General features: G+C 61.7%; 17 protein-coding genes. 5 read left to right on the top strand and 12 right to left on the bottom strand.

Going from position 1 to position 19,994, the window contains the following annotated elements:
* Positions 1-65: 65 nt before the first annotated feature.
* The 4 genes from C3Y91_RS07765 to C3Y91_RS07750 all read right to left on the bottom strand — a co-directional run bounded on the left by C3Y91_RS07765 (position 66) and on the right by C3Y91_RS07750 (position 4,284).
* Positions 66-917, bottom strand: coding sequence for a DUF1365 domain-containing protein (locus C3Y91_RS07765; protein ID WP_024320614.1), 852 nt, complete (start codon positions 915-917; stop codon positions 66-68).
* Positions 914-2,248, bottom strand: coding sequence for an NAD(P)/FAD-dependent oxidoreductase (locus C3Y91_RS07760; protein WP_168575219.1), 1,335 nt, complete (start codon positions 2,246-2,248; stop codon positions 914-916). The genes C3Y91_RS07765 and C3Y91_RS07760 overlap by 4 nt, the downstream gene beginning before the upstream one ends.
* Positions 2,245-3,696: a cryptochrome/photolyase family protein gene (locus C3Y91_RS07755; protein ID WP_024320616.1), complete on the bottom strand. Its 1,452-nt coding sequence runs from the start codon at positions 3,694-3,696 to the stop codon at positions 2,245-2,247. Before C3Y91_RS07755 ends, C3Y91_RS07760 begins: the two co-directional genes overlap by 4 nt.
* Before the next feature lie 261 nt (positions 3,697-3,957).
* Positions 3,958-4,284: a hypothetical protein gene (locus tag C3Y91_RS07750; protein ID WP_018073326.1), complete on the bottom strand. Its 327-nt coding sequence runs from the start codon at positions 4,282-4,284 to the stop codon at positions 3,958-3,960.
* Between the two features lie 210 nt (positions 4,285-4,494).
* Between C3Y91_RS07750 and C3Y91_RS07745 the strand changes: the two genes are divergently transcribed.
* Positions 4,495-4,812, top strand: coding sequence for a hypothetical protein (locus C3Y91_RS07745; RefSeq protein WP_024320617.1), 318 nt, complete (start codon positions 4,495-4,497; stop codon positions 4,810-4,812).
* 120 nt (positions 4,813-4,932) lie between these two features.
* Positions 4,933-5,610 carry an HAD family hydrolase gene (locus C3Y91_RS07740; protein ID WP_024320618.1) on the top strand — a complete coding sequence of 226 codons (678 nt, stop codon included), beginning with the start codon at positions 4,933-4,935 and terminating at the stop codon, positions 5,608-5,610.
* 37 nt (positions 5,611-5,647) lie between these two features.
* Here C3Y91_RS07740 and C3Y91_RS07735 read toward each other — a convergent pair whose 3' ends face one another.
* From C3Y91_RS07735 to C3Y91_RS07700, 8 genes are all read right to left on the bottom strand, one after another.
* Positions 5,648-8,305: a nitrate reductase gene (locus C3Y91_RS07735; RefSeq protein WP_024320619.1), complete on the bottom strand. Its 2,658-nt coding sequence runs from the start codon at positions 8,303-8,305 to the stop codon at positions 5,648-5,650.
* Positions 8,306-8,641 (bottom strand): nitrite reductase small subunit NirD, encoded by a 336-nt coding sequence (nirD, locus tag C3Y91_RS07730; RefSeq protein WP_018073330.1) that lies wholly within the window; start codon positions 8,639-8,641, stop codon positions 8,306-8,308.
* Between the two features lie 4 nt (positions 8,642-8,645).
* The gene (gene nirB / locus C3Y91_RS07725) at positions 8,646-11,096 is read right to left on the bottom strand and encodes a nitrite reductase large subunit NirB (RefSeq protein ID WP_130760708.1); all 2,451 of its coding nucleotides are present in this window, start codon (positions 11,094-11,096) and stop codon (positions 8,646-8,648) included.
* Between the two features lie 17 nt (positions 11,097-11,113).
* Positions 11,114-12,382 (bottom strand): MFS transporter, encoded by a 1,269-nt coding sequence (locus tag C3Y91_RS07720; protein WP_024320621.1) that lies wholly within the window; start codon positions 12,380-12,382, stop codon positions 11,114-11,116.
* A 482-nt stretch (positions 12,383-12,864) separates the two neighbouring features.
* Positions 12,865-14,145, bottom strand: coding sequence for a CmpA/NrtA family ABC transporter substrate-binding protein (locus tag C3Y91_RS07715; RefSeq protein WP_024320622.1), 1,281 nt, complete (start codon positions 14,143-14,145; stop codon positions 12,865-12,867).
* A 34-nt stretch (positions 14,146-14,179) separates the two neighbouring features.
* Entirely contained in the window at positions 14,180-14,767 is a 588-nt protein-coding gene (locus C3Y91_RS07710; RefSeq protein ID WP_032982374.1) for an ANTAR domain-containing response regulator, read from the bottom strand.
* 134 nt (positions 14,768-14,901) lie between these two features.
* Complete coding sequence (locus tag C3Y91_RS07705; RefSeq protein ID WP_075223938.1) at positions 14,902-15,531, bottom strand: glutathione S-transferase family protein; 630 nt, start codon at positions 15,529-15,531, stop codon at positions 14,902-14,904.
* Between the two features lie 7 nt (positions 15,532-15,538).
* Positions 15,539-15,904 carry an ArsR/SmtB family transcription factor gene (locus C3Y91_RS07700; RefSeq protein WP_024320625.1) on the bottom strand — a complete coding sequence of 122 codons (366 nt, stop codon included), beginning with the start codon at positions 15,902-15,904 and terminating at the stop codon, positions 15,539-15,541.
* 219 nt (positions 15,905-16,123) lie between these two features.
* Between C3Y91_RS07700 and C3Y91_RS07695 the strand changes: the two genes are divergently transcribed.
* From C3Y91_RS07695 to C3Y91_RS07685, 3 genes are read left to right on the top strand one after another with little or no spacing between them, the layout of a single operon-like run.
* Positions 16,124-16,984, top strand: a complete 861-nt coding sequence (locus C3Y91_RS07695; RefSeq protein WP_024320626.1) for an ABC transporter substrate-binding protein — start codon at positions 16,124-16,126, stop codon at positions 16,982-16,984.
* 14 nt (positions 16,985-16,998) lie between these two features.
* Complete coding sequence (locus C3Y91_RS07690) at positions 16,999-18,129, top strand: LLM class flavin-dependent oxidoreductase (protein ID WP_024320627.1); 1,131 nt, start codon at positions 16,999-17,001, stop codon at positions 18,127-18,129.
* Positions 18,130-18,153: 24 nt separating this feature from the next.
* Complete coding sequence (locus tag C3Y91_RS07685; RefSeq protein WP_168575218.1) at positions 18,154-19,983, top strand: TRAP transporter large permease subunit; 1,830 nt, start codon at positions 18,154-18,156, stop codon at positions 19,981-19,983.
* The last annotated feature ends 11 nt before the right edge of the window (positions 19,984-19,994 follow it).

Raw genomic sequence — 19,994 nt, 5'->3', positions numbered from 1 at the left:
TATGCAGCAGTTCCAAGCGTTACAGCGTCCTTTGCGCGTCTGAAAAGACGCGCGGCGCTGTAATGTCATTCCGCCGCGTCCGCAAGCGGGAGGGGTTGCCGGATGCTGACTTCTGGCGGAGGCGCCGGACGCCTGACGTAGCGCGCGCCTTTCAGCCACAATTTCAGCGCTTCCCAATGAATGCAGGCGATGATCTTGAAGGTGAGGAAGGGGATGCGCGCCGTCAACCCCAGGAGCGAGGGGTTCGTCAAAAGCATCTGCCGTCCGGAAAACGTCGCCGAGAGAAGCGGGCCTTCGCTGTCGTTTTCCAGGATGCGCCAGCGGATTTCGGCACCTGGCGGCAGCATGCGGAAATGATAATGCGCCGCCATACCGATGAAGGGCGAGACATGGAAGAGCTTGTCGCAGCTCTGGCGAAGCCCGCTTTCCGACATTTCGCCATGACCGACCGGACAGACATAGCTGTGCCGCTCGCCGAAAGTATTGCGCACCTCGTAGATCATCGCGACGAGCGTGCCACCGGCATCATAGGCGTGATAAACGGAAAGCGGGTTGAAGACATAGCCGAGAATTCGGGGATAGCAGACGAGCAGGATCCTGTCCGCGCGGTCGAGCCCTGCCTCGGCGAGCAGCCGGTCGGCATAGGCGCGCAGCGACGTGTCCCCGATGTCGGCATGGTCCTTCTCGTGAAACGAGACGAGATTGCGCCTGTTGACGGAAAACAGCACCGACAGCCCGCCGGCCTCGTCCAGCCTGTCGAGATCGATAAGCAGCGAGAAGACACGGTAGCGGAAGCGATGGCCGAACGGCTTCATGCGTTGATGCATGATCTCGCCGACATAGAGCGCCGCCGCAGCATTCGGTGGCGCACCGTTGGCCACCGCGTTCATGCCACGTTTTTCGCCGTGCCCTGTCATGCCGCCGCATCCGGTTGAGGTTGTCGGGAGGTTCGGGCCGTTCGCCAGGGTATGATCCCGCCCAAGGCCTCTGCCGCCGCCAGACCGGAAACGAGACCATCTTCGTGGAATCCGTAACCTGTCCAGGCGCCCGCGAAATGGCAATTATTCTGTCCTTGGATGGTCGTGAGCGCTTGTTGCGCTCTCATGGCTTCCGCCGAGAACTGCGGATGTTCATAGGTGAATTCGGCAAACACCTTATGGGGGTCCGGCTCGCGGTCGGGATTGAGGGTCACGAACAGCGGGAATTTTTCGTCGATGCCCTGCAGCCGGTTCATCCAGTAAGTCACGGCGACGTCCGCGTTTCCGTCTTCACGGCTGGAACGCAGATAATTCCATGAGGCCCAAATCTTGCGCCGCTGCGGCATCAGCGTTTGGTCGCGATGCAGGACGACGCGGTTTGGCTGGTAGGGAATGGCCGCAAACAACCTGCTTTCCCGATCGGTGGCATTGACGAGCAGGCGGGCTGTCTGATCGCTGTGGCAGGCGAAGATCACCTTGTCGAACGGGTGTTCGCCGCCCGTTTCGTCGATGATCGTGACGCCGCGCTCGGAACGGATCACGCCGCGCACGCCGCAGGAAAGTTTCACGCGTTCGCCGAGCGGCCGAAGCAGCCGGTCAAGATAGGTGCGGCTGCCGCCGGTCACTGTGCGCCACTGGTGTTGCCGGCGATAGATCAGCCGGTGATTGTCGAAGAAATTGACGAACTGCTCGGCGGGAAACTGCAGCATGCGGGCTGATGGTGTCGACCAGATCGCCGCCGCCATCGGCACGAGATAGTTGTTGGTGAAACCGGGCGAGAAGCCGCGCCAGTCGAGATAATCGCCGATCGAGCGCGAGGAGAGATGACCGGCTGCCCGATCTTCGAGGCAGGTGCGGTTGAAGCGTAGGATCTCGCGGATCATCCACAGGAAAGACGGCCTCAGCAGGTTGCGCTTCTGCGCGAAGACCGAGGACAGCCCACCGCCGCTCCATTCCAGTCTGCCGCGGTCGAGCGAAAGCGAAAAGCTCATGTCGCTTGCATGCGTCGCGATGCCGAGCTCGGCAAATAGCGCCGTCAGATTGGGATAATTCTGTTCGTTATAGACGATGAAGCCGGTATCGACCGCAATTTGAACCCCGTCGTAATCCACGTCGACCGTCGCCGTATGGCCTCCGGCCCGCGCTTGGCTTTCATAAAGCGTGACGTCGTGCACCTGACACAGCGCCCAGGCTGCAGAGGCGCCCGAGATGCCGGAGCCGATGACGGCGATCTTCAGCCGGCGGGGAGCGGGACGAAAGTGCGCGTTCATGCGGCATCCCTCGTGGCGTTGTAGGCGACGAGCGCCCGGTTGCGGGCGCTCGCGTGATCGACGATCGGTTTTGGATAGGTTTGGCCAAGCGTGATGCCGGCCTCGTCGAGTATGCTCTTCGGCGCCTCGAACGGCCGGTGGATGTATTTCGCCCCAAGCCCTCGAAGCTCCGGCACGTAGGTTCTGACATAGTCGCCGTCGGGATCGAATTTATCGCCCTGCAGCACCGGATTGAAGATGCGGAAAAATGGCGAGGCATCGGCTCCCGAGCCCGCCACCCATTGCCAGCTTGCGGCATTGTTGGCGGGGTCGGCATCAACAAGCGTATCCCGGAACCAGGCTTCGCCCCGGCGCCAGTCCACCATCAGATCCTTGATAAGGAAGGAGGCGACGATCATGCGCACCCGATTGTGCATCCAGCCATGGCGCCAGAGCTGGCGCATGCCGGCATCGACGATCGGATAGCCGGTCATGCCGCGGCGCCACGCCTCGAAATCTCCGCTGTTGTTGCGCCATTCGAAGCCGTCGAAACGATCGTTCCAGTTGGCTGAGGCAAGACGCGGAAAATGGAAAAGCAGGTGATAGGAAAATTCGCGCCAGGCGATCTCCTTGCGGAAATGCACGATGTCGGCGGCCGGCACCCGTTGCGACAGGCCGCGTGTCGCATCCCAGATACGGGCAGGGGATATCTCGCCCAGCGCCAGATGCGGCGACAGCATCGACGTCGCCGGTCTCGCTGGATAGTCTCGGTTTTCCTTGTAGCTCTCGAGCGCGTCTTCAACGAAGGCGCGGAGCTTCTCATGCGCGCCATCTTCACCGGGCGTCCAGAGATCAACGAAATCGCCTGCCCAGTCCGGCTTCGTCGGCAGCAGCTTCCAGCTCTCCAGCCTTTCCGATGCCGGAAATTGCGATGCCAGCGGTAGCTTCGCCGGCGCGTCCAGCGGCGGCTGCGGTTCACCGGAGCCCTCCAGCGCGCGCCAGAATGGCGTGTAGACGCGATAGGGCGTGCCGTTGCCGGTCATCAGCCGGGAAGGTTCGTGCAGCAACTGGCCGCCGAAGCTTCTCGCGTCGATCGCCTGCTTTTCCAGTTCGTGCTTGATACGGATGTCGATCGACGTCCCTGATGGATCGTAGCGGCGGTTCCAGAAGACGGCTTCGGCACCGCTCTCCCTGATAAAGGCGCAGAGCACTTCGAGCGCCTCGCCGCTTGCAAGCACCAACCGTCCCTGCCGGTTGCGCAGCGACCTGTCCAGCGCTTCGAGTGAATGATGCAGCCACCATGCCTGCGCAGCACCCAGCGGACCGGTGCCTGCTGCCTCCGGTTCTCTAATATAGAGCGGGATAATCGGCCGTCCGGAGCGGTGGGCGGCGTCAAGCGCGTGGTTGTCGTCAAGTCGCAGGTCCTTGCGAAACCAGAGGATGACCGGTGGTGCCGCGTCCTTTGCCAATGAAGCCGTTCCCCGCTTGTGTTCTTTTCAACCCGCTACGGATGTACGGACCATCCGAATCAAAAGTTTCATCCGGTGGAAAAAGTTTTCACGGCTGTCGGCGACATGAAAAAGGCCGGCGTGAACCGGCCTTTTTCTGAGAGCGGGAGTCTGTCGCTTAAAGCATGTCGCGCAAAAGTGTGCAGCGGTTTTGCGACAACGACATGCGTAAAAACAAAGACCTAAAGCGCGACAAGCGAATCTGAAAGATCGCGACGCGCTTTAGTTATCGTACTCGCGGCAGGCTTCGCTGATGGATGCGCCGCTCTGGCCACCGCGGGTGTCGACGCCGGACATTTGTTGCGGCATGCCAGGGCATTCAATCGTCCTCGGCTGGCCGATGCTTTGGGTGGTCGTCGGATCGACCGGTGAGACCGTTACCGGATGAATGCCGTTGTCACTATTGGTGTAATCGGACGAATAGGTGCCGGAACTCGGGTCGGTCGAACCGCCGTTCGTTGGCCCGATCGGATCCGGGTTCGATTGGGCAAAGGCCGACGACGCCATGCCGATGGCAAGTAGCGAAGCAGCGATGAGGGATTTAGTCATGGGATATCCTCCTTTGATTTTCATCTTGGATGACCTTGGGGTAACTGCCTGATGGAATCATTGTTCCGAAATTTGCAGAAAACCTGCATTCACGCGCGGCCTGTACGGCATGGTTATGCGTAAACCTTAACGGGCGATGTCGCTGGATCGGCGCCGACGCATGCCCTACCTGCATGCGGAGATACTAAAAAACCGTGGCATGAGGCCGCTATGTTCGTTTCTTTTCGCGAAGCCGCCGATCTCAGTCTCCAGATAGCGCTTGTGCTCGCCTTGACGGCAAGCGGCATGGCGATCGCGTCGTCTGCCGTGGGCGGCGAGAAGGCTGGTATTTCGGCGCTCGACGTCAGCCGCCCCTCGTTATGGACCGCCGCTCCGATGCGCGTCGATCCGACTACGCAGGCCTACCTGCGCGCCGATGCTCCGGCCGCATTGGAACTCGCCGATGGCGCCGATGACCTCTGCCATGACCTGATCGGCCTCCGGCTTTCCTGCGATTTGATCGTCACCTCCGGCACTGCGGCTTTCTAGGCGAAGGCAGTTTGAAGGCGGTCACCGCCATCTTCCGGAAGCTTGCAAAACGCAACGATTTGCCGTTTCATCGCGCGATAGCGTCCACCGTCCGACTCTTTCCCTGAAGGATCCAGCCTTTTGTCTATGCCGATGCCCTACGGCTTCGAGAAGCCCTATGCCGCCTTCCTGTTCGATATGGACGGCACCATCCTCAATTCGATCCGCGCGGCCGAGCGTGTGTGGAGCGACTGGGCAAGGCGTCATGGGCTCGATGTCGCCGCCTTTTTGCCGAAGATGCATGGATCGCGCGGCATTGACACGATCACCCGGCTGAACCTGCCGGGAGTCGATCCCGAACATGAATCGAAGCTGGTGACCGAGGCCGAAATCGCCGATGTCAGTGACGTCGTTGCCATTCCCGGCGCCGCGACCTTTCTGAGTTCATTGCCGCCGGATCGCTGGGCGATCGTCACCTCCTCGCCGTTGCGCCTGGCTCACCGGCGACTGGAGGCAGCAGGCTTGCCGGTGCCGAAATTCATGGTGACGGCTGAGGACGTGAAGGTCGGAAAACCCGACCCGCAATGTTATATTCTCGGCGCCGAGCGCCTCGGCGTCAGCACCCAGGATTGCCTTGTGTTCGAGGATGTCGCAGCCGGCATCACCGCCGGCGAGGCGGCGGGTGCCGATATCATGGTCATCACGACAACACATCACGACAAGATGGAGACGCCGCACCCGACCCTGTCATCCTATGACGAGATCTCGATCCGCATCTCCCCCGATCACAGGATGCTTATCGTCCCGAACGCGGCCTGAAAGTGCTCCGATCGCGCCCTGCTTGCTTTTGCGCGGTTCACTCCGCGGCTGCGGCAAGACAGCGATCGATGATCCTGCCGATTTCGCTGCGGCAGGAGCCGCAGTTGGTTCCAGCGCTGGTTTCCTTGCCGACCGCCTCGACGCTGTGACATCCGCCCCGCACGGCAGCAGCGATCTGGTTGACCCCGACACTGAAGCAGGAGCAGACGGTGGCGCCCGGATCCGGCCTGCCGGCACCGGGACGACCCGCGACGAGCGCAAAGCGTTTCCTGAGGTCGCCATGCGAGGCGGAGAGCTGCGAGATCGCCCAGTTGCGCGCGACGGCGACGGGCTCGCGAGCCAGAAATAGCGCGGCAAGCAAGACCTCGCCATCGAAGAAGGCGAGCCTGAGGTCGCCGGATTGCCGGTCGGCATAACCAAGCGGTTCGATCTCGGCCGGAATGGCGAAAACCGCGCGGCACCAGGCCGTCCAGTCTTCGACGTTTTCGCCGAAGGCAAGCTCCAGCCGCCAGCCGCCGGCGGCTTTTGCCAGCGCCCAATAGGCGGCGTCAGGTGTGGCAGGTTTTGTGGCGGAGACGGCGAAACCGTAATGGGTGGCGCGAAACGGCCGGACGGCGACGGCAACGTTCTTCGATGCGGGCTGACCGGAAACAGGATCGGTGATCGGTGCGACCACGGCGTCGATCCGCGCTCTTGCGGCGAACTGGTCGTTCCAGTGCATCGGCGCAAAGATGCCGCCGCGTGCCTGGCGATCGGTGACCAGCGCCCTGACGATTGCCTTGCCGTGCGGGCTGTCGATTTCGACGAGGCCCGCACTTGATATGCCGGTCTCGATCGCGTCGCGCGGATGGATCTCGGCAAAGGGTTCGGCGATATGGGCGGAAAGCCGCGCGCTCTTTCCGGTTCGCGTCATCGTGTGCCAGTGGTCGCGGATGCGCCCGGTATTCAGCGTAAAGGGGTGCTCGGCATTGGTGCGATCCGTTGCGGGCGGTTTGACCGCGACGAAGCGCGCCTTGCGATCGGGGTGGAAGAAGCCACCTTCGGCAAAGAAGCGGGTGATGCTTGGTTCTGTCCCTGACGCCTGCGGCCACTGGAAGGGCGACAGTTCGTCATAGGCGCCGCCGCTCATGCCGGCGCGCGCGCCGATATCGAAGTCGCGGCTGCCGTTATTTTCGAAGGCGGAAAGCGCCGCGTGCTCGTCGAAGATTGCGGCCGGCGCATCAAAATCGAAGGCGGCGGCAAATCCCATGCGGCGTCCGACCTCGGCAAGCTGCCACCAGTCGGCCCTTGCATCGCCCGGTACGTCGAGAAACGGCCGCTGTCTTGAAATGCGCCGTTCGGAATTGGTGACGGTGCCATCCTTCTCACCCCACCCGAGCGAGGGCAAAAGCACATTTGCGTGCCGGGTCGTATCCGTCTCTTTCAGGATGTCCGATACGACGACGAAAGGACAGGCGGCGATCGCGCTTTCGACGCTGTCGGCATCCGGCATCGAGACGACGGGATTGGTGGCCATGATCCACAGCGCCTTGATGCGCCCGTCAGCCACGGCCTGGAACATGTCGACCGCCTTCAGGCCGGGCTTTGCGGCGATGACGGGCGAGTTCCAGAAGCGCTGTACGCGATCCCGGTCTTCGGCATTTTCGATCGCCATATGGGCGGCAAGCATATTGGCAAGACCGCCGACCTCGCGCCCGCCCATGGCGTTCGGCTGGCCGGTCAGCGAAAACGGTCCCATGCCAGGGCGGCCGATACGGCCGGTCGCCAGATGGCAGTTGATGATGGCATTGACCTTGTCGGTGCCGGAGGAGGATTGGTTGACGCCCTGGCTGTAGCAGGTCACGACCTTCGGCGTTGTCTCGAACAGGCGGAAGAATTCCCTGATCTGCATGGCCGGCAGGCCGGTCCGTTCCAGGAGATCGTTGATATCGAGCGCGGCGGCGGCGGCAAAAGCGTCGCCGAAACCTTCGGTATGGGCGGCGATATAGTTCTGGTCTATTGCCGGACTTGTCGCGAGATGGGCAAGCAGTCCCATGAACAGCGCAACGTCGCCGTCCGGGCGGATGGCGAGATGCAGGTCGGCGATGTCGCAGGTCATCGTCCGGCGCGGATCGATGACGACGATCCGCATGTTTGGCCGTGCCGTCTTTGCGGCGGCAAGCCGCTGGTAGATGACGGGATGACACCAGGCAAGGTTGGAGCCGGTCAGGATCACCAGATCCGCAAGTTCGATATCCTCATAGGTACCGGGCACCGTATCGGCGCCGAAGGCGCGGCGATGCCCCGCCACGGAAGAGGACATGCAGAGCCTTGAATTGGTGTCGATATTGCCGGAGCCGATGAAGCCTTTCATCAGCTTGTTGGCGACATAGTAATCCTCGGTCAGCAACTGGCCCGAGACATAGAAGGCAACGGCGTCAGGCCCGTGTTCGGCGATCGTTTCAGAAAAACGCCGGGCGACCAGATCAAGCGCCTCGTCCCAGTCGCTCCGTTCGCCTCCGATCTCGGGATGGAGAAGCCGGCCATCGAGGTCGATGGTTTCGGCAAGGGCTGAACCCTTTGAGCAGAGCCGGCCGAAATTCGACGGATGCTCGGGATCTCCTTTGACGCTGACTGCGCCGGCCTCGTCGATCGTGGCGAGAACGCCGCAGCCGACACCGCAATAGGGACAGGTGGTCTTGACCTCAGCCGCCATCTATTCCGCCGCCATCATCAGGCTTTCCAAGGCGATGAACAGCCTGCCGTCTTCGTTCAGCACCGGTATCGTCCGGACCTCGCCTTCGTCGGCGCCGAGCGCCTTGCCTGTTTCCAGCGAGATCACCCAGTTGTGCAGCGGGCAGGTGACTGACTTGGCGTGGACGATGCCCTGGGAGAGCGGGCCGCCCTTGTGCGGGCAGTGATCCTCGATGGCGAAGACCTCGTTTTCGGCCGTGCGGAAGACGGCGATCTTGCCCTGCGGCGTCTTCACGCAGCGCGCCCCGCGCAGCGGGATGTCGGAGATGTCACCGATTGCGATCCAGTTCATGTCCATCTCCTTACTCTGCAGCCTGCGGATAGCCGATCGTCGCCATCGGCTTGAACTCATGCTTGTCCTTGCCGGAAACACGCTCCGACCAGGGATCGACCTGGGCAAATTTCTGGGAGAAGACGAAGCGGTCGTAATAGGCTTTGCGCTTTTCGGCATCGCCCATGATCTGGCGGCGGATTTCCTCCAGGCCGATGCGCTTGGCCCATTTGTAGATGCGCTCGAGATAGCGGGCCTGCTCGCGGTACATCTGCGTCAGCGCCACGATATGCTCCAGCGCCTCGTCCTCGGTCCGGACAAGCCCAAGGACCTCCGTGCCCTTGATGTCGAGACCGGCCGCACCGGCGAAATGGATCTCGAAACCGGAATCGACGCAGATCACGCCGATGTCCTTACAGGTTGCTTCCGCGCAGTTGCGCGGGCAGCCGGAGACGGCCATCTTCAGCTTGGCCGGCGTCCAGGAGCCCCACATGAACCTTTCGATGCGGATACCGAGGCCGGTGGAATCCTGCGTGCCGAAACGACACCAGTCCGAACCGACACAGGTCTTCACGGTGCGCAGGCCCTTGGCATAAGCCTGGCCGGAGACGAAGCCGGCCTTGCCGAGATCGGCCCAGACGGCGGGCAGGTCTTCCTTCTCGATGCCGAGCAGGTCGATGCGCTGGCCGCCGGTCACCTTCACCATCGGGATCTCGAACTTGTCGACGACATCGGCGATGGCGCGCAACTCGTTCGAATTGGTGACACCGCCCCACATCCGCGGAACGACGGAATAGGTGCCGTCCTTCTGGATGTTGGCATGCACACGTTCATTGATGAACCGCGACTGGTAGTCGTCGGCATATTCGTCCGGCCAATCGCAGACCAGGTAATAATTGAGCGCCGGCCGACATTTGGCGCAGCCGCACGAGGTCTTCCACTCGAGCTCCTGCATGACGGCAGGGATGCTCTTCAGACCCTTGGCCTTGATCAGCCGACGAACGTCGTCATGGCCGAGTTCGGTGCAGGTGCACATCGGCTGGACCGCAGTCGGATTGTAGCTGTCGCCGAGAGTCAGCGCCATGAGTTGTTCGACGAGGCCGGTGCAGGAACCGCACGAGGCGGATGCCTTCGTGTGGGCGCGTACGTCGTCGAGCGACGTCAGCCCCTTGCCTGAAATCGTCGAAGTGATCTTGCCCTTGCATACGCCGTTGCAGCCACAAATCTCCGCGTCATCCGGCAAGGCTGCAACGGCCGCCATAGGGTCCAGCGGCGACCCTCCCTGATAGGCCTGTCCGAAGATCAGCGTCTCACGCATCTCCGAAATATCGGTCGCCTTTTTCTTCAGGTCGTTGAACCAGGCACCATCGGCGGTCTCACCGTAAAGCACGGTACCGATGATCTTATTCTCCTTCAGAACGAGACGTTTGTAGACGCCGGCTGAAGCATCGCGCAGCACGATCTCCTCGCGGTCGTCGCCGTCGGCGAAATCGCCGAGCGAATAAAGCTCGATGCCGGTGACCTTGAGCTTGGTCGGCGTATCCGCGTGAACGAAGGCGGGCGAGCGATCGCCGGAGAGATGCGAGGCGGCGATACGGGCCATTTCATAGAGCGGCGCAACGAGGCCATAGACCATGCCGCCCACCTCGGCGCATTCGCCGAGCGCGAGAATATCGCCGTCCGAGGTCTGCATGCCTGCATCGACGACGATGCCGCGATTGACAGCAATACCGGCGTCCTTCGCCAGGCCGACACTCGGACGAATGCCGACGGCCATCACGACCAGCGTTGCCGGGATGATGCGGCCGTCGTCAAGCTCGATGCCCTCGACCTTGCCATTGCCGACGATCGCCTTGGTATTGGCCTTGCAGATGACCTTGATGCCGCGTTCCTCGACTGCCTTCTGCAGCAGATAGCCGGCGGCGGGGTCGAGCTGGCGCTCCATCAGCGTCGGCATGACGTGCAATACGGTAACGTCCATGCCGCGCTGGGCAAGGCCGGCCGCTGCTTCCAGGCCAAGCAGGCCGCCGCCGATGACGACAGCCTTTTCGCGCGACTGGGCGGCAAGCAGCATCGCCTGCACGTCGTCGAGATCGCGATAGGTGATGACGCCGGGCAGATCCTTGCCGGGAACGGGAATGATGAAGGGCACGGAACCGGTTGCGATCACCAGCTTGTCGTAGCTTTCGGTGACGCCGTGGTCGGAGGTCACGGTCTTGGCGGCGCGATCGATGTTGACGATCTTGTGGCCCTTGTAGAGCATGATGCCATGCTTGATGTACCAGCCGTCGCCGTGAATGATGATCTGCTCGTAGTCCTTTTCTCCGGAGAGAACCGGCGACAGCATGATGCGGTCGTAATTGACGCGCGGCTCGGCATTGAAGATCGTAACTTCATAGCGACCCGGCGCCTGCTCGAAGAGGTGCTCCAGCATGCGCCCGGGCGCCATGCCATTGCCGATGATGACAAGTTTTTCGGTCATATTTCCAGGTCCTTAGATCAGGTTGCAGCCACGGGCGCCGAGTGCCCTTGGCGCGACAGTTGCTTGACGGACAGGTGCATCCAGATGAGAGAGATCACGACGATCGCAAAGAGCAGCAGGAAACAGCTGGACCAAAGGCCGGTCATGTCCTTGAGGAGGCCAAAGGCAATCGGAAGGATGAAGCCGCCAAGGCCGCCCATCATCCCAACGACGCCGCCGACTGCGCCGACGTTTTCGGGGTAATAGGCCGGGATGTGCTTGTAGACGGCAGCCTTGCCGAGGCTCATGAAGAAGCCGAGCACGAAGATGACGACGATGAAGATGACAGGGGTGATGCCGAACGCCGGACCCGTCCCGCCACCAGAAGCAGCCGGCAGCGAAAGGATGAGGGTGGCCACGGCCGATACGGCAAGCATCGTATACATTACGCTGCGCGCGCCCTTTTTATCCGACAGCACGCCGCCGAAGGCGCGGAAGATGCTGCCCGGGATGGAGTAGGCGGCGGCGACCATGCCGGCGGTTTCCAGGTTGAAGCCGTAGACGCCGACCAGGTAGCGCGGCAGCCACAGCGACAGGGCGACAAAGCCGCCGAAGGCGAAGAAATAGTAGAGCGAGAAGCGCCAGACCTGAACGTTCTGCAGCGGCGCGAATTCCTGTGCGAAACTCTTGGAGACAGCGCGGCGTTCGCGGCGCAGACGAAAGGCCGGATCATCGGTCGTGGTGAACCAGAAGACGATTGCCATCAGCGCCAGACAGACTGCCCAGATTTCTGCAACTGCCTGCCAGCCCCATGCGAGCAGCACGAAGGGAGCGGCGAATTTGGTCACGGCCGCGCCGACATTGCCTGCCCCGAAGATGCCGAGCGCGGTCCCCTGCTTCTCCGCCGGGAAGAAAGGCGAGACATAGGCGACACCGACTGCGAAGGAGCCGCCGGCGAGGCCGACGCCGAGGCCGGCAATCAGCATCTGCGTATAAGTCTGGGCGTAGGAGAGCAGGAAGGTCGCCAATGCGGCGGCCAGCATGGTGAGCGTGTAAACGAGACGGCCGCCGTAACGGCCCGTCCAGATGCCAAGAACGATACGCACCAGCGAACCGGTGAGCACGGGGGTGCCGACCAGCAATCCGAACTCGGCCTCGTTCAGGCCGAGATCCTGCTTGATGCGAATGCCGATGATCGCGAAGATCGTCCAGACGGCAAAACAGAGGGTGAAGGCTACAGTGGAGATCCACAATGCTTTGGCTGGTTCGCCGGCCGACATGGGCTGTGCTTTCTCGATGACAGACATAACTTCTCCGGGGCCCGACAAGGTCGTGCCGATCCATCGCTGAGGGTTAAAACAAAAAGCCGCTGGTCAGGACGCGCATACACGAGGTGCGCGAAATATCCTGATCAGCGGCTTTGCTGGTGGCGCCCGCCGTTGGACGCCGAATTCTTGGGCCTTCTGGCCCATTTGCCTGGAGGCAATCCGTTGGCCGGATTGCTCAAGCTAAAACCTACCTCTTCAATCTGAAGAGCCAATTTCTGTGTCTTCCGTGAGCGTCTATCGCGCGCTCATTCTGCGCTGATCGTCATTGACCGGCGCTATAAAGGTCTTGCAAGCTGCGTGCCAGTTTGGTGATTTTCGTTCAAGCTGCTGAATAAAAATGATATTTTACGAAACGCGCCGCCTGCTTGTTTTTCGGGCCGCCACCCGCTCATGCAAATATTTTGTGCGCTTGTCGTGAGGCGGGCAGATGCTTGCTGGCGTTTTGTGCAGGCCGGCATCGGTTATACCTCGTCGTCGGAAACGAAGGCGAGGGCGCTTTTGACGGCAAAACCTGCGACATAGTCCGGCAGCCTCGCCGGGTCGAAGACGTGGCCGTCCATGAAACGGTTGCCCTCGTCACTGCCTTCGATGCGGATATCGGCATCTTCAGGTGCGTTGTCGTCACCCAGAGCCGTGCGATAGAGATCCGGGCGGTAGGCGGATGCTGCGGCCCTTGCCATGTTAAGGCTGATCTCGGCCTGTCCCCAGCGGATCATCTGGCTGTAGATCCACAGCGCCTGGCTCGGTCGGGGATAATTGGCGAAGCCGGAATGGAACATGAAATAATCGGTGATGATGCGGCGGTTACCCTTTGCGTCGAGGCTGAATTCGCCGGCGAGTACACGGCGAATGATCTCGACGGGGGCAGCGATATAGCGCGGGTCGGCAAGAGCTGCCGCCAGCGCATCGTGATTTTCCGGCCGATCGCACCACTGGGCTGCCGCGTCGAGCGCCACGATCAGCCGGGAAACGGTTTCCGGATGGCTTTCCGCCCAGTCCGGCCGCATGCCGATCACCTTTTCCGGTGCCGACGGCCAGATATCCTGTTTGGCGGCGACGATGCGGCCGACGCCGCGCTCTGAAGCGACCATGTTCCACGGCGCACCGACGCAGAAACCGTCGATCGCACCGGCTGCCAGTGCATCAGAAGTCATGGGCGGCGGCACCACGACAAGCTTGACGTCCTTGTCGGGATCGATGCCGCCGGCTGCCAGCCAGTAGCGGAATTCGTAATTGTGCGAGGAGAAGGGGTAGGTGACCCCAAAAGTCGGCAGCGGTTCGCCACGGGCCTTCATTGCCGCCAAAGTTTTTGCCAGGGCGCGGGCATTGTCGAGCGCGCTTGCCGTTTCCTGCAATCCCGCGTCATCCCGCATCCTGTCGAAGAGCCGCGTCGACAGCGTGATCGCATTGCCGCCGCGCCCCAGCGAAAACGGCGTGATCGTCGGTGAGGGATTGGAGCCGAGACCGAGCATGGAGGCGACGGGCATCGGCGACAGCATGTGGGCAATGTCGAACTGGCGGAATGCCAGGCGGTCACGCACATTCGCCCAGGAGACGTCCTTGACGAGATCGAGCGTCAGGCCTTCCTTCCGCGCGAAGCCGAATTCCGCCGCCGCAATCAGCACCGATGCATCGACGAGCGGAATGAAACCGGCCCGCAGCACTTTCGGTCCTTCGTTGTTCACCCGCACGGGCGAGGGCAGCTCGCCGCCGGGGTTGGAGGTCGTTGTCATCATATCCACTCCGGTTTCCTCCGGAAATTCATCAGGTCGGCCATTACATCAGCAGCCCCGCGGCAGTGACGACGCTCTGGGCGATTTCCGACATCTTCTTCTTTTCGTTCATCGCTGTCTGGCGCAGCAGGGCGAAAGCCTCTTCCTCCGACAGGCCGCGCATCTTCATCAATATGCCCTTGGCGCGCTCGATGAGTTTGCGTTCCTCGAGCGCGGAGCGGGCATCGGCAAGCTCCCGCCGTAGCCGGTTGAAGGCATTGAAGCGGCTGACGGCCATGTCGAGGATCGGTTTGACGCGTTCCTTCTTCAATCCGTCGACGATATAGGCCGAGACACCGGCATCGACGGCAGCCTCGATCGAGGCCGTATCGGAGCGATCGACAAACATGGCGATCGGGCGGCTGACGGTGCGCGTCAGCTGGAACAGATGCTCCATCATGTCGCGGTTGGGATTTTCGATATCGATGATGATCACGTCAGGCATCAGCGTTTCGATGATTCGCGCGATGCCGTTGACCTCATGCACGACGGTGACGCGCACATGCCCTGCCTCGCGCAGTCCTTCTTCGATGATGGAGGCGCGAATGGCATTTTCGTCGATCACCAGAATTGTCAGATCGAGATGCGTCATTGCTATATTCATGACGCAGTGCAGCAAATTTAGCAAGGCGTCCGCCTGAAAAATGTGCAAAAATAGGTGTGCGCAAAAAATAATCAAATTGCCGAAATTTCGGGCGGGATCAATATGCCGCGTCGGCAAGGTCTTCAGGGCTGCGGTATTTCGGATGTGAAATGGGGAACGTCATAGCCGCGCTTGACCTGTGGTCGCGCCGCAAGCCTGAGATACCATCGTTTGACGTTCGGGAATGCATTCAGGTCGATCTCGTGGCGCTGAAAACGGGAAACCCAGGGCCAGACCGCCATGTCGGCGATGGAATAATTGTCGACGAGATAGTCGCGGTCTGCGAGCCGCGCGTTCAACGTCTCATAGAGGCGGCGGGTATCCCGGCGAAAGAGATCCTCTGCGAACGGCGCTTCACCTGCATTGTAAGTCAGGAAATAATGGGCGTTGCCGAGCGTCGGCCCGAAGGCGCCCATCTGCCACATCAGCCATTCGATCGTGTGATGCCGAGCGGCACCCTGCCGGGGCAGGAAGCGGCCGGTCTTTTCGGCGAGGTAGAGCAGGATGGCGCCGGATTCGGCAAGCGTGATGCCGGTCTCGTGATCGACGATAACAGGAATCTTGCCGCCCGGATTGATGGCGAGATAGTCCTGCTGGAATTGATCACCCTTGGTGATATCGATCGTGTGGGGGCGGTAGGAGAGGCCGAACTCCTCGAGTGCGATGGATACTTTGAGCCCGTTCGGCGTGATCCAAGTATAGAGGTCGATCATCCGGGGTTCAATCGAACATCATTTCGTCGACCGGCAGCTTCGTCATTCCGAAGCGCCCGGTGACATCGTGGAGGCCGGAGAACATGTCCCGCAGAGTTTGTACGATCGTTTCGATACGAGGATCGATGACGCGATAGACAATCGCCTTGCCGTCGCGGCGTCCTTCGATCACGCCGGCCTCGCGAAGCTCGCTCAATTGCTGGGAAAGCGTTGGCTGGCGAATACCGAGCTCGTCCTCCATCGCCGAGACTGAGGCTTCCGTCTCTATCAGATAGCAGACGATCGCCAGGCGGTTGGCGTTGGCGATCAGCTTCAGCAATTCGCTTGCTGCGCCGACATCGCGGCAGACTCTTGAGGAAACGGGCTTCGTCAACGGTGTCGTCCTTGAAGGTTCTATAAAAAAGTAAAGTGATGGCGCTGAATTTTCAACTCCGGCTCGCTCACTTCGCTCGATCTGGTAAAAGATTTCATTGCCTATCGATTTTATGGGATTTCAAAGGCGATTTTCTCCCGTTGACGACAATCGCTTCCTCGCAATCAATTTATAAAAAAGTAAATTGATTGAGGCAACCATGACGACGGTCGAAGCAACATGAGAATTGGCGTTCATCCCAACAACCTGCATCTTCGCCTCGCGCGGCTCTGGCCTGGCGCCTTCGCAGATCTGCAGCCGATTTTCGTATCCTATGCCGAAGGTCGCGATACCGCGGCCCTGCTGGAAAGCGGCGAGATCGATCTCGGCGGCACCGGCTCGACGCCGCCGATCGAGGCTGATATGCGCGGCCTCGGCGTGGAATATATCGCTGCCTCCGCGCCGCGCCCGGCCAATGGCGCCATCTTTGTCAGGCGCGATAGTTCGATCGGCTCCGTCGCTGAGTTGAAGGGCCGCCGGATCTCGCTGATCGACGGTTCGTTTCACACCTATCTTCTGGCCCGCAGCCTGGAAGGTGAGGGGATGAGCCTGCCCGATGTCGAGCGGGTCGAAAGCGGCGCGCGCGATTCGCTCGCCGATCTGCTCGAAGGGCGCGTCGATGCCTGGGTCGCCATGTCGCCACGTCTCGAAAAGGCGCTGGAGCGCGACGACGTCAGGCCGATCGTCCGTTGCGGCGCGGCCATTCCCAACCGTTCTTTGTTCTGGACATTGCAGCGGAACGGCCTTTCGGCGGTCGAGACCCGGGCGATCGTCTCCGAACTCAGCCGGATCGGCACCGAGATCGCCGCCGATCCGCGCGCCGCCGCCGGACTTCTTGCATCCGGCGACCGCGGCGGATCTGGCGACCGCGGGGAAACGGATATCGACGCCTGGGAAAAGGTAGTGCGCTCGCGCGACTTCACGGTGTTTCCGATCGACGAAGAGATCATTGCCGAACAGCAGGAGGAGGCCGACACGCTGCTGCGCCATGGTCATTTCGACAAGCCCATCGTGCTGAAACGCCCGGAAATGACGAAATAACAAGGAAACCGGAGATGAACGTTTTCTGGTACATGTGCGCGCCCGACGGCGCCTACCCCTGGCAGCCGGAAGGCTCGCGTCAGGTCGACTACGGCTACTACAAGCAGCTTGCCCAGGCTTATGATCATCTGGGCTATACCGGGGCACTGTTTGCGACCGGCGCCCATGATGTCTGGGTGCTGGCGAGTGCGCTGCTTGCTCACACCGAGCGGCTGCGTTTTCTCGTGGCCATCCATCCCGGCCTCGTTGCGCCGACTTTGCTTGCCAAGATGGCTGCGACCTTCCAGGAATTCGCCCGCGGCCGGCTGCTGATCAATGTCGTTTCCGGCGACGCCAAGATGCTCGGCGCCTATGGCATGATGCTACCGCATGACGAGCGCTATGACATGGCGGACGAATATCTTCAGCTCTGGCACCGGCTCTTTTCCGGTGAGAGTGTCACCTATCAGGGCAAGTATTTCTCGACGGATGGCGCCAAGCTCGCCTTGCCGGTCAGCGAGAGCATCGCACCACCGCCGCTCTGGTTCGGCGGCTCCTCGGATAAGGCGCTTGAAGTCGCCGCAAAACATGTGGACACCTATCTCTCCTGGGGCGAGACGCCCGCCCAGATCGGCGAGAAGGTCGAAGCCGTAAAGGCGCGAGCCGCCCACTACGGCCGTGAACTGGAATATGGCATCCGCCTCTATGTCATCGTTCGCGACACCGACGAAAAGGCCTGGGAGGCGGCGGCCGATCTCTATGACCGTATGGATGATGCGGCGATCACCGCCAATCAGCGCTTCGTCTCAAGAAGCGATTCCGTTGGCCAACAGCGCATGACCGCACTGCATGGCGGCCTCAAGCCGGAAAACCTGCGCGATCTCGAAGTCGCGCCGAACCTCTGGGCCGGCATTGGCCTGGTCAGGCCCGGCCCGGGTACGGCGATCGTCGGTTCGCCGGATACGGTTCTGCGCACGCTCGAAGCCTATCAGAAAGCGGGCGTCGATACTTTTATTCTTTCTGGCATGCCGCTGCTTGAGGAAGCCTATCGTTTCGGCGAAAAGGTGCTGCCGCGGCTCGATGTCAGCAGGGAGGTCTCGAAGGCGCGGAACTACACCTGGTCGACGCTCTTCGATCGCGATCTTTCGACCGCCAAGAGCGCATGATCCTCTCGCCAGAAGGTAAGTTTTGTGGCCACCAGTGAATTTCATCCGATCGAACAGGCCGCTCCGGACAGCGGGGTAGCAGCGCGCCTGCTGCGGGCGATCGAAGCGGTTCTCGGCATTGCCGCGGCAGTCGTTCTCGCCGTGCTGCTCTTGATGGTGCTCGTCACCGTCTGCCTGCGTTATTTCTTCAGCGCCGGCTTCATCGGCGCCGAGGATCTCGGCATCTGGCTGCATGTGGGCCTGATCGCACTCGGCGCGCCGCTCAGCCTCAACAGCGCGCTTGCCATGCGCCTCGACGTCTTCGTCAAGATGCTGCCGGAAAGCCTGCAGAAGGTCACGCCGATCGGCGCCGACGTCTTCACCGTGCTTTCGGCGCTGATCCTGAGCTTCGGCGGCAGCGAGATCATGACGATGCTTGGCGGCGTCTCGCCGACGCTCGGCGTGCCGGAATGGATCCGCTTCGGCTTCCTCGGCGCCAGTGGCGCGCTGATCCTCGTCGTGCTGCTGCTGCAGCGCGTCGCCGAAGGCAGGATCCTGCCGGTTTTGCTCTCGCTTGCCGTCGGTGTCGCGCTCTATGCCGGCATCCCGCATGTCTCGCTCGATCTCGACTGGCCGCCGAGCATCTTTCTCGGACTGATTGCCGCGGTCGGCCTCGTGCTTGCTGCGCCGCTGCCGCACGCCTTTCTTGCCGCAGCCTATGTCGTCATCGCCTTCGGCAGCAGCCTGCCGGAGCCGGCGATCGTTTCCGCGACCGTCACTGGCATCTCGAAATTCCTGCTGCTCGCCATTCCCTTCTTCCTGCTCGCCGGCGGCCTGTTGACGGCCTCCGGCGTCGCCAACCAGCTTGTGCGCTTCGCCGCCGCCATGGTCGGCCATCGCAGGGCCGGACTGGCGCAGACGACACTGCTCACCAGCGTTCTCTTTTCCGGCGCCTCCGGCTCTTCGGTCGCAAATGCCGCTTTCGGCGCATCGACCTTCCAGCCCGAGCTGGTCAAACACGGCTATCGGCCGGCGCAGGCGGCGGCGATCATCGCCTCGACATCGGTTCTCGACAATGTCATCCCGCCGTCGATCGCCTTCCTGATCCTTGCGACCGCGACCAATCTCTCCGTCGGTTCGCTGCTCGTCGGCGGCTTCTTTGCCGGCGGCCTGATGGCCATATGCCTGGCGGTCGCCATCCATCTGACCGTGCGTGAGCAGGTGCCCCTGCCGCGCGCAAATGCGAGACAGCGCTGGCAATCGGCGGTCCAGGCGATCCCAGCCTTCGGGCTCGGCGTCATCGTCGTCGTCGGCATCCGCATCGGCATCGTCACCACCACGGAAGCGGCCGCTCTTGCCGCTTTCTACACGCTGCTGCTCGGCATCGGCGCGCGCCTCGGCATTCTCTCGCTCTATGCCGCCTTTCGCCAGGCGGCTGTCGAAGCGGCGGCGATCGGCCTTCTCATCGGCACGGCCGGCCCCTTTGCCTTTTTGCTGGCGGTCGACGACGTGTCCGGACTGATCTCGCATCTGACGACGGTGCTCGGCGGCAGCGCGCTTGCGGTCATCCTGCTGTCGAACGTCATCCTGCTGGTGATCGGCCTCGTTCTCGATATCGGCGCCGCGATCCTGCTCTTCGGCCCGATCCTGCTGCCGGCAGCGGTCGCCGCCGGCATCGATCCCATTCAGTTCGGCGTGATCATCGTCGTCAACCTGATGATCCACGGGCTGACGCCGCCGCTCGGCATGCTGATCTTCGTCGTCAGCGGCGTCACGCGCATTCCCGCCTCAGAGCTCTTTCGGGCGGTGGTTCCCTATCTGCTCGCTCTCCTGGTCTCGCTCGCAATCCTCTGCGCTTGGGCCATCATCTTCTAGTAAACAGGACA

The sequence above is a fragment of the Rhizobium ruizarguesonis genome, from assembly GCF_012349115.1.
Taxonomy (GTDB): domain Bacteria; phylum Pseudomonadota; class Alphaproteobacteria; order Rhizobiales; family Rhizobiaceae; genus Rhizobium; species Rhizobium ruizarguesonis.
Note: the sequence above shows the minus strand (reverse complement) of the source record. Positions and strands in the feature narration are given on the sequence as shown.

Bases quoted from the DNA above. Each gene is read 5' to 3' on its own strand.
- C3Y91_RS07710 (WP_032982374.1), bottom strand. From the start codon at position 14,767: ATGACGCATCTCGATCTGACAATTCTGGTGATCGACGAAAATGCCATT.
- C3Y91_RS07690 (WP_024320627.1), top strand. From the start codon at position 16,999: ATGAACGTTTTCTGGTACATGTGCGCGCCCGACGGCGCCTACCCCTGG.
- C3Y91_RS07705 (WP_075223938.1), bottom strand. From the start codon at position 15,531: ATGATCGACCTCTATACTTGGATCACGCCGAACGGGCTCAAAGTATCC.
- C3Y91_RS07720 (WP_024320621.1), bottom strand. From the start codon at position 12,382: ATGTCTGTCATCGAGAAAGCACAGCCCATGTCGGCCGGCGAACCAGCC.
- C3Y91_RS07745 (WP_024320617.1), top strand. From the start codon at position 4,495: ATGTTCGTTTCTTTTCGCGAAGCCGCCGATCTCAGTCTCCAGATAGCG.
- nirB (WP_130760708.1), bottom strand. From the start codon at position 11,096: ATGACCGAAAAACTTGTCATCATCGGCAATGGCATGGCGCCCGGGCGC.
- C3Y91_RS07750 (WP_018073326.1), bottom strand. From the start codon at position 4,284: ATGACTAAATCCCTCATCGCTGCTTCGCTACTTGCCATCGGCATGGCG.
- C3Y91_RS07695 (WP_024320626.1), top strand. From the start codon at position 16,124: ATGAGAATTGGCGTTCATCCCAACAACCTGCATCTTCGCCTCGCGCGG.
- C3Y91_RS07760 (WP_168575219.1), bottom strand. From the start codon at position 2,248: ATGAACGCGCACTTTCGTCCCGCTCCCCGCCGGCTGAAGATCGCCGTC.
- C3Y91_RS07765 (WP_024320614.1), bottom strand. From the start codon at position 917: ATGACAGGGCACGGCGAAAAACGTGGCATGAACGCGGTGGCCAACGGT.
- C3Y91_RS07735 (WP_024320619.1), bottom strand. From the start codon at position 8,305: ATGGCGGCTGAGGTCAAGACCACCTGTCCCTATTGCGGTGTCGGCTGC.
- nirD (WP_018073330.1), bottom strand. From the start codon at position 8,641: ATGGACATGAACTGGATCGCAATCGGTGACATCTCCGACATCCCGCTG.